Source organism: Rhodococcus sp. KRD175 (genome assembly GCF_017168275.1).
Lineage (GTDB): Bacteria > Actinomycetota > Actinomycetes > Mycobacteriales > Mycobacteriaceae > Rhodococcoides > Rhodococcoides fascians.
In genome coordinates, this window is record NZ_JABFAQ010000006.1 from 68,712 (window position 1) to 82,168 (window position 13,457).

12 protein-coding genes are annotated in these 13,457 nt (G+C 65.5%); 2 read left to right on the top strand and 10 right to left on the bottom strand.

The window, feature by feature from the left end:
• Window positions 1–41: 41 nt before the first annotated feature.
• The 8 genes from J1M81_RS11880 to J1M81_RS11915 are packed head-to-tail and all read right to left on the bottom strand — an operon-like array spanning window position 42 to window position 7,741.
• Window positions 42–446 (bottom strand): DUF2752 domain-containing protein, encoded by a 405-nt coding sequence (locus J1M81_RS11880; protein WP_032399609.1) that lies wholly within the window; start codon window positions 444–446, stop codon window positions 42–44.
• Window positions 447–459: 13 nt separating this feature from the next.
• Window positions 460–807, bottom strand: a complete 348-nt coding sequence (locus J1M81_RS11885; RefSeq protein ID WP_032369371.1) for a plastocyanin/azurin family copper-binding protein — start codon at window positions 805–807, stop codon at window positions 460–462.
• Window positions 804–1,805 carry a HEAT repeat domain-containing protein gene (locus J1M81_RS11890; protein ID WP_032399610.1) on the bottom strand — a complete coding sequence of 334 codons (1,002 nt, stop codon included), beginning with the start codon at window positions 1,803–1,805 and terminating at the stop codon, window positions 804–806. Before J1M81_RS11890 ends, J1M81_RS11885 begins: the two co-directional genes overlap by 4 nt.
• Before the next feature lie 9 nt (window positions 1,806–1,814).
• On the bottom strand, window positions 1,815–2,441 hold the full coding sequence (locus J1M81_RS11895) for a HEAT repeat domain-containing protein (protein WP_052061342.1): 627 nt from the start codon (window positions 2,439–2,441) through the stop codon (window positions 1,815–1,817).
• Between the two features lie 34 nt (window positions 2,442–2,475).
• Entirely contained in the window at window positions 2,476–4,524 is a 2,049-nt protein-coding gene (locus tag J1M81_RS11900; RefSeq protein WP_032399612.1) for an FUSC family protein, read from the bottom strand.
• 21 nt (window positions 4,525–4,545) lie between these two features.
• Window positions 4,546–5,874, bottom strand: a complete 1,329-nt coding sequence (locus J1M81_RS11905) for a GAF domain-containing protein (protein WP_027494399.1) — start codon at window positions 5,872–5,874, stop codon at window positions 4,546–4,548.
• A 44-nt stretch (window positions 5,875–5,918) separates the two neighbouring features.
• Complete coding sequence (locus J1M81_RS11910) at window positions 5,919–6,686, bottom strand: acetoin reductase (RefSeq protein ID WP_032399613.1); 768 nt, start codon at window positions 6,684–6,686, stop codon at window positions 5,919–5,921.
• Window positions 6,683–7,741: a 2,3-butanediol dehydrogenase gene (locus tag J1M81_RS11915; RefSeq protein ID WP_032364498.1), complete on the bottom strand. Its 1,059-nt coding sequence runs from the start codon at window positions 7,739–7,741 to the stop codon at window positions 6,683–6,685. The genes J1M81_RS11910 and J1M81_RS11915 overlap by 4 nt, the downstream gene beginning before the upstream one ends.
• A 181-nt stretch (window positions 7,742–7,922) precedes the next feature.
• Between J1M81_RS11915 and J1M81_RS11920 the strand changes: the two genes are divergently transcribed.
• Entirely contained in the window at window positions 7,923–9,038 is a 1,116-nt protein-coding gene (locus tag J1M81_RS11920) for a hypothetical protein (protein WP_032369365.1), read from the top strand.
• A 92-nt stretch (window positions 9,039–9,130) separates the two neighbouring features.
• On the top strand, window positions 9,131–10,972 hold the full coding sequence (locus tag J1M81_RS11925) for an NAD(P)/FAD-dependent oxidoreductase (RefSeq protein WP_032369364.1): 1,842 nt from the start codon (window positions 9,131–9,133) through the stop codon (window positions 10,970–10,972).
• 53 nt (window positions 10,973–11,025) lie between these two features.
• On the opposite strand, the gene J1M81_RS11930 is transcribed toward J1M81_RS11925, so the two are convergent.
• Entirely contained in the window at window positions 11,026–12,387 is a 1,362-nt protein-coding gene (locus tag J1M81_RS11930) for an NAD(P)/FAD-dependent oxidoreductase (RefSeq protein WP_241257976.1), read from the bottom strand.
• A gap of 63 nt (window positions 12,388–12,450) precedes the next feature.
• Window positions 12,451–13,455 (bottom strand): aldo/keto reductase family protein, encoded by a 1,005-nt coding sequence (locus J1M81_RS11935; protein ID WP_206498079.1) that lies wholly within the window; start codon window positions 13,453–13,455, stop codon window positions 12,451–12,453.
• Window positions 13,456–13,457 lie beyond the last annotated feature (2 nt).

The window sequence follows — 13,457 nt, forward strand, 5'->3', positions numbered from 1 at the left end:
TCGAGAAGATTTGCAGCAGCACAGCAGCCTCCTATGGAGTGTCAGGTCGGGGCGAGTGCGCTGCCCCACGCAGTGTTGCGCACCACGGTGAACAAGACCAGTAGGGCCACGCCGACGACGACGGTCGGGCGACCGAAGCCAGGCAGCGACAGTGGCGTCTGGGTCCATCGTGCTCGAAGCCACGCGGCCCAGACACCGATCGCGACGACACCGAGCAGCACCGCCACGACGTTGCTCGACGCGGCAGCCGCGATGTCTCCGCGAGTGAGGTCGCCGAAAGCCCTGGTCGCACCGCAACCCGGACACCACAATCCGGTCAGGGCGTGGAACGGGCACGGCAGGTACGTCGAGGTTCGGGGATCGCGGACGTGCAGCAGCACAGCACCGCCGACTGCGGCCAGGCCGACGCCGAGAGGAGCGGCGATGCCGCGCGTCCGGGTTGCCATGACTATCGGTCCATCACGGTTCGACGATAATCGTCGCGGTCATATCGGGGTGCGGGGTGCAGTGGTAGGTGTAGGTGCCCGCGGTGTCGAAGGTGTGGGTGAACTGCCCCGACTGCATCAGTTCGCTGCGGAACGACTTGTCGTCGGCGACGACGTTGTGTGCCATCGCGCGGTCGGCGAACACCCAGGTCACGGTCTCGCCCGCCGTGATCGTCAGAGACTGCGGTGTGAACATCCGGTCGGCGACGGTCACCTGGTTCTCGGCAGCGGGCTCGGCGGGTGCGGCCGGGGTGGTCGAGGTGGAGCAGGCAGTCGCGGCCAATGTGATCGACAGTGCCGCGAGCAATCCGAGTGCCTTCATGACTCCGACGGTACCGAAGCGGCTCGTTCTCTCCGATCCAGCAGGTAGGTCGCCGTCAGCGCGATCGAGCGGTCCTCATCCTGAGTGAGCTCGCGCAGAGCCTGCGCCGCCGCCGGACCCGGAATGCTGGCCAGCGCCTGGGTCACACGTAGGCGCGCCGCAATCTCACTCGGGCCGCCCATGAGGGCCGCGACCGTAGAGTCTTCGTGGCCGAGCTCACCGAGCACGTCCGCCGCGTCCACGTCGTTCGTACCCTCGTGGACCATGTCGATCAGCACCGCAATCGCGTCGACGATTCCTCTAGTACCCAGTTCCAGCGCCGCGAGTCGTCGTACCTGCCCGTCCTCGTGGCCCAGCGCCTCCCGCAGCACCTCGGTGGCGTCGGGATGCGGAATTTCGACGACGGTATCGACGGCGCGGCGACGCACCTCGGGATCCGGTGAGTCGAGGCCCTGCCGCAGCGCCGCGACAGCATCGCTCCCGGTCTGCGCGAGTGCCCATCGCAGCGCGCCGGCGACGTTGGTGGCGGGCTCGCGCAGCACCGCCTCGGCCAGAGCCTCGGCCGGGATGGGGCGATCTCCGACGGACGCCAACGCCGCCGACTGCCGCTTCCCCGCGCTCACCGAGTCCAGGTCTCCGAGCATTCCGATGACACCGAGTACGTCCTCCCAATCTTCCGGTCGGGCGCTTCCGATGCGGCGCAACCGCGTCAGCAGCTCGGTATCTCGCGCGATGCGCTCTTCGGCTCGGGTAGCCAGCTCGTCGACGAGTCCCGTCGCCACGAAACTCGGATCGTCCAGCGCGCGTCCGACGTCGTGCAGGGACAACCCGAGCGACCGGAGCGATTCGACGTGGAACAGGCGACGAACGTCGGCCGGGGAGTATTCGCGGTAGCCGGTGCCAGTCCGCGAGGTCGGCTGCACGAGCCCGAGCCGGTCGTAGTGCCGGAGCATGCGCGCGCTGACTCCGGACCGCCGCGCCACCTCACCGATCAACATCTGCCTATCTCACCCCGTCGGGTCGGCTGCGCCAAGTGCATCGACGCGCTGGGCCTCGAACAACGCAAATCCGCTGTCGGGGTCTCGAAGCAGCGACTCCGTCGCCAGCGCGTGCGCGCGAACAGCAACATCCTTGCTCGACGCGGCTTCGCGCACCATCGGCTCGATCACCGACCCGAGTTCCACCAGTGCGCGGCTGAGGCTGCGCTGCATTTCCCGTCCGCCTCGTCCCAGCTGAGTGGACAGCGTCGTCGCCAACCACTGCTCGCTGCCCTCGGGGACCAGGACGACCGCCGCCCGCCACGCGCTCCGGGCCACCTCGTCGTCGGAGTCGGAGATGAGCGGCTCGGTGATCACCGGCCAGGCCGCCCGGTCCTTGACCTTGGACAACGTGTGCAACGCCTGGCTGCGAGCCTGCGCGCCGCCGGCACGCACTTCATGCATCAGCCTGGGCACCGTCGATGCAGCGGGGAGACGAATCAACGCCCACGTCAACATCTCTCGCACCTGGAAATCCGGTTCGACGGCGCAGCGCTCGAGCAGTGCGTCGAGAAATTCTGGGTTCTTCGATATTCCGATGTCGAGCGCGGCCCGAAGCCGCACGGAAGAGTTCTGGTGCCGAAGTGAGTCGATCATGGCCGTCAGCCAAGACCTTGTCACCGTGTGAAGGTCAAGCCCGGGTCAGGACGTCCGCGAGCGTCCGGTTCATGATGTTCAGCGCCCGCACCGCGACCCGCACCGGTCCGGGCGAGTTCGCGCTGGTGAGCAACACATCCAACACCGTTGTGTCGGTGACCTTCTCGGGCTGAACCACCCGCTTTCCCGCAATCGCTGCCTCGACCTGCCGAGCGGTGCCCCGCACCAGCGCCGCGGCGTCGCGAAGGGCGTGGGCCGTATCGGCCGAGGGTGCCGACTCCGGTTCGGCACGCGACGCCAGCACTCCGGCTCGCGCGAGTGCGTGGGCGGATCGGCCGCTGACGGTCAGCACCCGCAGTAATCGCTTCGCCCCTCGCCGGCTGCGGGTCGTCGGCCCGAGCACGAGCGGCTTCCCCGCCGTCACGACCTCCTTCAGCGCGTTGTCGAGCGTGCGCGTCGACGCCACGAGGTCGGTGGCGTTTCCTGGGGTGATCACCGATTCGACGCTGGTGTCGATCAGGGCGTCCAATTGGTCGAGATACGTATCGACCTTGTCCACCAATGTCTTTCGCGTCCCGGTCGAGAAGATGAAGTAGGCGGACGCGATACCGACGGCTCCACCGACTGCAGTCTCGATGATTCGTAGTTCGAGAACCTCGATACTGAACGTGCCGAGCAGCCCGTAGAGCATCGCGAGCAGAATGGTGACGAAGAACGACAGCAGCGCATACGCGACGGTCACCAGGTAGAACGCAAAGAACACACAGACGACGATGAGCACCAACTGAACGGATTGGTGATTGCCGACGAGTGCCGCGATCACCACTCCCGCAAGCACTCCCGCCATGGTGCCGAGGATGCGTTGGCCGGCTCTGGTCAGAATCTCACCGCGCGTCGACGCCCCCGTGAACACCAGGAACGCCGTCAGCACGGCCCAGTACCAACGATCCGGTGAGACCAGCTCCCCCAATACCGTTGCCGCGCTGGTCGCGACAGCAACCTGGATTGCCGCCTTGGTGCTGGGGTTCAGGCCGGCAGGCTTGTCCTTGTCCGCCGGAGCCTGTCGAGGACTCGACGTGACAGCCACCGCATTGGTGGTGATGTGATGAATGGCGATGTGTGCCTGCACCGCTCGTTGCGCGGATACCGTCGCGATACCGGCGGGGGTCGACGGGTCGGCGCGCTCGGCCGCCGTGGCGGCCAACCGTCGGGCGGCCTTGAGTTGCTCGGCGGACGGGGCGTTCTGCAGGCACGATCCCAGCGCGGTGGTCGCTTGCCCCAGCGCGGTCGGCCACGGCTTGGCCGGATCGAGAGCCCACAGTGAGCTGACGAGTTGTTCGGTGGCGATCTGGGCGTCGAACACACGAAGCGACAGATCGGTACTCGTCACGCTGAGCAGTTGTCCCGCGTCGTGACGGTCGAGCCAGTCGTCGATCATCAGGGCGGTGTTTCCGAGCCGATCGAGCCTGCGCCGCAACAGTTCCAGATCACGGTCCTCACGCGCCGATGCCGCTGCGAGCACCGATTCCGATACCGCTCGCATGGCGTAGAGCAGCCGCCGCACCTCCACGATCGGTCGGTCCGGAAAGACCACCGCCCGTACGAACAGAGCGATGAGCACTCCGCCGACGATCGCCGCGATCAGCATCGGCACTTGCCCCGGGGTCGCCTGAAGGAACAACGCGAAGAAGTACGAGATGAACGCGACCATGCCGAGCGCGGTGCCACGGGGTCCGAATCTGCGCACCCATACGGCCGCGAACAACACCGCGATGAATCCGACGTCGGCCACCGCGCCGAGCCGCGAGAGCAGCGCCGCGACCGTCACTGCCGCCGAGGCGGGCAGCACCATCAGGGCGGTGGTGACGAGCCGGCTGTGCTGGTCTTTGTCCTTGACCGACGCCGACGCCTGCATCGCCACCACGGTGCCGAGCATCGCCACGGTCACCGGCTGGCCGATGACGCGAGTACCGAGCAGCAGGACCACCATCGCGAGCAACACCGTCAGCGTCGTCGCCGAGGCACCGCGCAGCCGTAACTGCCCGGGATCCGACGCGTCGAGGATGCGGGCGAGGCGGTTCATTCCCCGATTCTGCGCTACGGCTCAGCCCCGTGCGGCCCGGATAGCGGGGGCCGACGAATGCGGTAGCAGCCTGTTCATGTCCGCCGGCGTGATCACGTCGACCGTCGCCGACTCGTCCAGCCGATAGGGCTGGGTGGAGATGATGCCGGCGAGGTGCTTGCGCAGGCGCGACATCTCGGCCCGCACGGTGATCGCGCGGCCGTCGTCGCCGAAGAGGTCGGCAGCCATCTGCGACGCGGTGCGTCCCTGCCGGTGGATGGCCAGCAGGTACAGAATCTCGGCGTGCCGGGGCGTCGGCTCGTGGGTCCACTCCCCCACCTCGCTGCGCACCTCGATACGAGGCTTCTGCGAATCGCGCAGGTCGATGCGAATCGTCGTCGTGTTACCGGACTCCGCGACGAACGAGTCCGCCGACTCGCCAGGAGTGGAGCCGGCGGAACGACCATGAGAAGTGGGTCGCACCAGCCATCCACCGGGCAGGGGTTCGAAGTCGCACACCCCGAGGCTCGGCAGCCAGAAGCGTCCCGTCGCGAGGTCCTCGGGCAGCAGGATGCGATTGCGCAGTGCCACCGATTCGACGGCCGCGACCCACCCGTTCGCGTCGACGGCCAGCGCCGGGGACTGCAGGCGCGCCAGCATCGGTGCGGCCACCGAACGCAGTCGATCCAGGGTGGTTCGGTGAATCTCGCGCAACTGCGATTCCGCCAACCTCGCCACGGCGTCGACCAGGGCGATGGTGGTGGGGTGCACCGTCTTGGCCGGCCCGCTGACGTCGATGGCTCCGAGCACCTGGCCGGTACGCGGATCGCGAATGGGGGCTCCGGCACAGGTCCACGAATGATGGCTGCGCACATAGTGTTCGGCCGAGAAGATCTGCACAGCGCGGCGTGAGACCAATGCTGTCCCGATGGCATTGGTGCCCACCGAATCCTCGGCCCAGTTGGCCCCTTCGACGAACCCGAGACCGTCGGCGCGGTCGAGCACCGACGTCGATCCGCTGCGCCACAGCACTCGACCGTTCCGATCGGCGACGACGAGAATGTTGTCGCCGTCCTGCACCACCGATTCCAGGCCACGGGCGAGGTCGTCCAGAATGTCGAACAACCCCGATTCCCGTCGACTGAACTCGAGATCGGACGCGTCCATCTGTCTCTCGGCAGGATTGCCCAGTTCCGGGTCGATACCGAGGGTCTGCAACCGCCGCCAGGAGTCACCGATGACCTCGCGGGGACGCGCGGGAGACTTCCCGCCGGTCATGGTCGCGTCGTACACGGCAGTGAGAATCTGCGCGTAGCGGCGCGGGTCTTCGCCGGCCGCCAGCGCAGGTTCAGGGCCTGTCGACTGCGTCATCGCTGTCAATTGTGCTCCAGCTCACAAAGCGGATTCATGCGGGGTCACCGGTAGACCAAACCACCATCGATCAACGGTGCCTGTCCGGTCATGTAATCCGAGTCGGGTCCGGCGAGATACGAGACGAACGCGGCGACGTCCTCGGGAGTCTGCGCCCGACCGAGAGCGATACCGCCGACGAACTTGTCGTAGGTCTCCCCCTCGGCGGCACCGGTCAGCTCGGCGAAGCGCTTGTCGATGGTCACCCACATGTCGGTGCCGACAACGCCGGGGCAGTACGCGTTGACGGTGATGCCGTCCGAGGCGTACTCCTTGGCCGCAGCCTGGGTCAATGCCCGGACCGCGAATTTCGTTGCGCTGTAGACCCCGAGCATCGCGAACCCGTCGTGGCCTGCGATCGAGGAAGCGTTGATGATCTTGCCCTTCTGGCCGAGCGCCTTGAATGTGGCTGCCGCAGCTTGAATTCCCCAGAGCACACCGTCGACGTTGACGGCCCAGATCTTCTTCGTGTCTTCCGGGCGGACGTGGTCGAGCGGCGCGACCTGTGCGATACCGGCATTGTTGACGATGACGTCGAAGCCGCCGAGCGCTTGATGGGTATGTTCGACGGCCGCGAACACTTGATCGCGATCACTGACGTCGGCGACGAATGTCGTTGCCTTCGAGCCTGTTCGACGCACCTCGTCGGCCACGTCGGCGATCTTGTCCTCGGCCAGGTCGACCAGCGCGATGTCGTGCCCGTCGTTGGCCAACCGCAATGCGATCGCCCGTCCGATTCCCTGACCGGCTCCCGTCACCAACACCGCGCTCATGCGGGTGCACCCGTCGAGGGGTCGACCAGAACTTTCATCTTGGTGCCTGCATGCAGCGCCTCGAATCCGTCGTCGATGACGCCGTCGAGCGTGATCTTGTCCACCCAGCCCGTCGTGTCGTAGTGGCCCTGGCTCATCAGATCGATGACGGCCTCGTAATCGGCGGAGGTGTAGCAGAGCGATCCCTGGATGCGGGATTCGTTCATGACGAGCTTCTGCAGCGGTGTGGTGAGCGGCTTTTCGTAAATTGCGACGCTGACGAGCGGTTTGCGAGCACCGATGCAGCCCAGCGCGGTCTCGACGGCCGGTTGCACACCGGCCGCGTCGTAGATGGCGTCGGCCCCGTTGCCGTCGGTCAGATCGGCGATGAAGGCGGGCACGTCCACTGCCGTCGGGTCGAGGGTCTTGGCACCGAGCGCTTCGATCGAGGCGCGACGCGTCGGCGACGGTTCGACGACGTAGACGTTGTCGAGTCCCTTACCGCGCAACGCGAACCACAGGCCGATACCGATGGGGCCGGCACCGAACACCATCGCGGTGTCCTCGGGCTTCGGATCACCGAGTGTCGCAGCGTGATAGGCAACCGACATCGGTTCGACGAGGGCACCGAGTTCGAGGGAGACGTTGTCGGGTAGGGCGTGAATCATGTCCGTGGGGACCACGGTGTATTCGGCCATTCCGCCGTCGGACATCAGTCCGTGGAAGCCGATCTGCGCGCAGATGTTGTAGTTACCTGCCCGGCAGGGTCCGCAGTGTCCACAGCGGTAGAGCGGTTCGATGGCAACGCGATCGCCGACCGAGATGCCGGTGACACCCGTGCCGAGCTCGGTGACCGTGCCCGAGAACTCGTGTCCGAGCACCAGGGGCATCTCCTGGCCGGTCAGCGGATGCGGCGAGGTGGGGATGAAGATGGGGCCTGCGTAGTACTCGTGCAGGTCGGTTCCGCAGATTCCGTTGAACCCGACCTTGACCTTGACCTGCCCCGCACCGGGATTCGGCTCGGGTACGTCGGTGATCTCCACCTTGTTCGGGCCGTAATACACAGCTGCACGCATCGGTTCTCACTCCTGACTGAATTGGATGCACACAGGTTTATGTGACGACGACCACTTCCGACAGGGTTGCAGTGCGTTGCATCGAATCGGTCGCACTGCAACCTCCCGCAACCCTGACGGGTGGGCTGTGATTCAGCTCATAGTGACGGCGACCCTGTCGACCCACCGAGAAGAGACCCCCATGACCGCAACCGCAGACCGACCCCTCGACGAGCCGAAAACGGCGTCAGCACAGGGCAACTGGCTCATATTCGGACTGGCCAACCTCGCCGTGGTCATGGCCGTGTCGCTGGCGACCTGGTATGTGCTCGCCGATCCCACCACCAGTCCCTGGAACTTCTATCCGCTGCCGTTCAACGCCGCGCTGTTCTGGGCCATTCTCTTCATCGTGTTCATCGGATTCGATTGTGAATTTGCCGGATTCGACTCTCTGAAACAACCGATGCGCGGGCTCGCGATCCTGACTTCGACGGCGGTGTTCGCCGTTGCCGTCACCTGGATCCTCGGCAGCGGCCTCGGGGCGTTGTACCCGGATTTCGCCGGTTCTCGCGAGGGCGGGCTCGGCTACTTCGCCGGAGCGCTGTTCGTGCTGTTCGGATTCGGCACCTGGGTCATGGTGGTCCTCAACTGGCAGCACTGGCCGTGGACCGTGCTGCGCATGAAGCAACCGCTGATCGGGCTGTGCGAGATCGCATTCGTCGCCGTCCCGACCCTCGCGTTGTACTTCGTGTTCGGACTGCCGTCGGTCTCGCTCTCGGCCACCGATCCACTGATGTCCGTGGACACCGCACTCGGCTGGTTCTACTCGATCGTCGTCTCGGTGATCCTGACCGGCCAGACCCTGGACAACTGGCCCTGGAAATTGGCCGGCGGCGGCGGACGGACCGCACTGGCGGCCACCGTCGGCAACGCGGTGCTCGGCACTGCCATCTACTTCCTGATGGTTCCGCTCGCGAAGCTACTCGTCGGTTCGGAAGCCACCGCAGAACTCGGCACGGTGATCAACCAGTTCCCGGCGCAGATCGGAGTCTGCTGGGCATTCTGGATGATCTTTTGGGCGAACGGCTTCGGCAATCGCTTCCCGGCGGCGGGACGCGCAGTACTGACTTTCGCGCTGGCTATCGGCACGTTCCTGGCCTACTACTACGTTCTTGCCGAGCACGTGCTCCACGAACCCGTCGTCGCGGCCGGCATCTCCGGCAACGCACTGGGCTTCGTCGACTGGCTGGTGCTGTGGACATTGATCTACGTCGTTGGATTCCAGTCGTTGGGGTTGAAGAAGCTGTCACCGGCATGAGCCGCTGCAACGCATTGCAACTCTCGACCCGGCTATCCGAAGAGAGTGTGCTGGGTCACATACACGGCACCTCTTCATCGCAAGGAGTTTTCATGACCCAGACCATCGAGCCCGACTCGATCACCCGCACGCACACCCCGCAGGAACGGGTCGACGCCTGGTTGTCGAAGTTCGAGGACGCCCTGGTCACCCGGGACATTCCTCGTGTTGCCGGCATGTTCGCCGTCAGCAGCTTCTGGCGCGATCTCGTCACGTTCACCTGGAACCTCAAGACGGTCGAGGGCCGGGACGGCGTCGCCGACATGCTCGGTGAAAGGCTCGCCGATACCGACCCGACGGGATTTCACACCACCGAGACCCCCGACGAAGCAGACGGCGTCGTCTCGGCGTGGATCGCATTCGAGACGGCGACGAGCCGTGGCAAGGGACATCTGCGTTTGACGACGGACGCCGAGACCGGTGACGACGTGGCGTGGACGCTGCTGACGACGATGCAAGAACTCAAGGGATACGAGGAGCGGCAGGGCAAGTCCCGCATCAAGGGTGCCGTGCACGGCTCGAATGCCGACACCCAGAACTGGGCCGAGAAGAAGGAGATGGAAGAGACGGAGCTCGGCTACAGCGTGCAGCCGTACGTCCTCGTCGTCGGCGGCGGGCAGGGCGGCATCGCTCTCGGTGCTCGGTTCCGTCAACTCGGCGTCCCGGCGATCGTCGTCGACCGTGCCGAGCGCCCCGGAGATCAGTGGCGTGGCCGATACAAGTCACTGTGCCTGCACGACCCGGTCTGGTACGACCATCTGCCCTACCTGCCGTTCCCGCCGAACTGGCCGGTGTTCGCGCCGAAGGACAAGATCGGCGATTGGCTCGAGATGTACACCAAGGTCATGGAGGTTCCGTACTGGACCAAGACGACCGCGAAGTCCGCGACCTACGACGAGGCCGCGAAGGAGTGGACAGTCGTCGTCGACCGCGACGGCGAGGAAGTGATCCTGCGGCCCAAGCAGTTGGTGATGGCCACCGGGATGTCCGGCAAGAAGAACGTGCCCAACTTCCCCGGCATGGACGAATTCGAGGGCGAGCAGCACCATTCCAGCGAACACCCCGGTCCCGACGCCTATGTCGGCAAGCGCGTGGTGGTCGTCGGTTCCAACAACTCGGCGCACGACATCTGCAAGGCGCTGTACGAGACGGGCGTCGACGTCACGATGCTGCAGCGCTCGTCCACACACATCGTCAAGTCGGACTCGTTGTGCGAGATCGCTCTCGGCGATCTCTACTCGGAGCGCGCGGTGGAGTCCGGAATGACCACGGCCAAGGCCGATCTCACGTTCGCGTCGCTGCCGTACCGGATCATGCACGAGTTCCAGATCCCGGTGTATCAGCAGATCGCAGAGCAGGACAAGGATTTCTACGATCGCCTCGAGAAGGCAGGCTTCCAGCACGACTTCGGTGACGACGGTTCCGGCCTGTTCATGAAGTACCTGCGCCGCGGCTCGGGTTACTACATCGACGTCGGCGCATCCGAGCTCGTCGCGGACGGCAAGATCAAACTCGTTGCCGGGCAGGTGGAGCGGATCAGCAAGACCGGCGTCGTACTCGAGGACGGGACCGAACTACCGGCGGACCTCATCGTCTACGCCACCGGCTACGGCTCGATGAACGGCTGGGTCGCCGATCTCATCGACCAGGAGACCGCCGACAAGGTGGGCAAGTGCTGGGGCCTGGGCTCGGACACCACCAAGGATCCCGGTCCGTGGGAGGGCGAACAGCGGAACATGTGGAAGCCGACGCAGCAGGAGAACTTCTGGTTCCACGGCGGCAATCTGCATCAGTCACGCCACTATTCGCTGTACCTGGCGCTGCAGATCAAGGCGCGTTACGAGGGCATCGACACCCCGGTCTACGGGCTGCAGGAGGTGCATCACCTTCGGTGACGGTCGTGCGCGGAAACTCGTAGTGGGCTACGAGTTTCCGCGCACATGGCTATCTAGTCGTACACGCCGGTCCCCTGCGCCTTGGCGATCAACGCATCCTCGGAGCGCACCTGATCGAGGTTGACCACACGGGTGGACAGCACCGTCGAGTACAGCCAATCGGTGGCCACGCGCACCCGGGCGGAGGCGGTGGGCAGGGCATAGAGGTGATAACCACGGGCGACGAATTTCGCGACGGCTCCGGTGAGGGGCACACCCAAAGGCTTTGCCACACCGTCGAATCCGCCCAGGTCGGCGACCAGTCCCAGATCCTTGTGTCGGTACGGTCGAGCAGTGCCGACACCGAGGGACGCGGCGACGTTCTTGGCCACCGCTGTGCCCTGCCGCTGAGCGTGCTGCGCGGTGGGCGGCGTCGGCTTCGACGGGTCGGCGGCGATATCGGGCACCGCGGCCGCGTCACCGATGGCCCAGACGTCGTCCACGCCGGGGACCGTGAGGTCTGGGTTGACCACAAGCCGCCCCTTTTCGGTCGGCAAATCGAGTTGCGCGATGAGGGGGCTCGCAGCCACGCCCGCTCCCCACACCAGGGTGCGTGTCGGTACGACGTCGCCGTCCGTCAGCGTCACCGCGTTCGCCGTGGCCGATTCCACCGACACCCCGAGACGCACCTCCACGCCGCGAGCCGCGAGGACTTCCATTGCTTCCTTGCCGAGTCGCTCGCCCAGTTCCGGCAGCACCGCCGGAGCAAGGTCGATGAGTAACCACCGGATGTCCGACGGGTCGACCGTCGCCCACCGGGTAGCGATACCGCGAATCCAATTCTGCATCTGCGCAACGAATTCTGTACCCGTATAGCCGGCTCCCACAGCGACGACGGTGAGCCGTTCCTTGCGTTCGGCGCGGCCCTCCGGCGTGTCGGGCAGTTCGTCGGCTGCATCCAACTGCTTCAACACGTGGTTGCGAATGAACACCGCTTCGCTCAGGGTCTTGAGACCGTGTGCGTGCTCGGCGACACCGGGGATGTCGAACTGCCTCGTCACCGAACCCGGGGCCAGAATCAGCTTGTCCCAGGCCAGTTCCGAATCACCGTCGGGACCGGCGACGCGAACGCGTCGACTCTCGAAGTCGACGGACGTGACGTGTCCCAGCACCAACCTGGTGCGCCGCAACGTCTGTCGTGTCGACACTGCGATGTCCCGCGGATCAAGCACCCCGGTCGCCACCTCGGGCAGCAACGGGCTGTAGAGCAGGTAGTCGTTGGGCGCAACCAGGGTGAACGAGGCGCGGTCCGGGCCCAACAGCTTCTGCATCTTGCGCAGTGCGTAGAAGCCGCCGAACCCGCCACCGACCACCACCACCCGGGCTGGGGATGCAGGAGCCGGGGCGGTGCTGCGATTACGGAGTGGTGAGCGCATGGTCCACATTAACGCCGAGTACCGCAGCTCCGCCCCGTCAAACGTGGACCGGGCGACGAATTTCTAGACCAACCGGGCTTCCGGGGAGCCGGTCTTACCCGCATCGCGCTCGACCGAATCGCCGAGGGCTTCGTCGATCTTGGCGAGTACATCCGCGTCCAGGATGACCTCGGACGCCTTGATGTTCTCGGCGATCTGCTCGGGACGCGATGCCCCGACCAGCGCGGCGGAAATGTTGTCGTTGGCCAGAACCCAGGCAACAGCCAACTGCGCCATGGTGATTCCGAGATCGTCGGCGATCGGTTTGAGTGCCTGCACCCGGGTGAGCGTCTGATCGTCGAGGTAGCGCGCGATCATCTTGTCGCCGCCCTTGTCGTCCTTGGCGCGCGAGCCGTCGGGCAGCGGTTGTCCGGGTAGGTACTTGCCGGTGAGCACTCCCTGAGCGATGGGCGACCAGACGATCTGCGAGATGCCGAGTTCCTTGGACGCCGGGATCACCTGATCCTCGATGACGCGCCACAGGGCAGAGTACTGCGGCTGGTTCGAGATGATCGAGAACCCGTTCTGCCGTGCCAGTTCCTGGCCGGCGCGGAGCTGATCGGCCGTCCACTCCGAGACGCCGATGTAGAGGGCCTTGCCCTGACGGACGACGTCGCCGAACGCGGCGATGGTCTCTTCGAGCGGGGTCTCGACGTCGTAGCGGTGGGCCTGGTAGAGATCGACGTAGTCGGTACCGAGGCGACGCAGCGAGGCATCGATGCCTTCGAAGATGTGTTTGCGTGAGAGTCCGGTGTCGTTGGGACCCTTGGGTCCGACGGGGAAGTAGACCTTGGTGAAGATCTCCAGCGATTCGCGGCGCTCGCCCTTCAATGCGTCACCGAGGACCGTTTCCGCAGCCCCGTTGGCGTAGACATCGGCGGTATCGAATGTGGTGATGCCTGCATCGAGAGCCGCACGCACGCACTGGGTCGCGATGTCGTTCTCCACCTGCGAACCATGGGTCAACCAATTGCCGTACGTGATCTCCGAAATCTTCAGTCCACTGTTTCCGAGGTATCTGTAAGCCATGT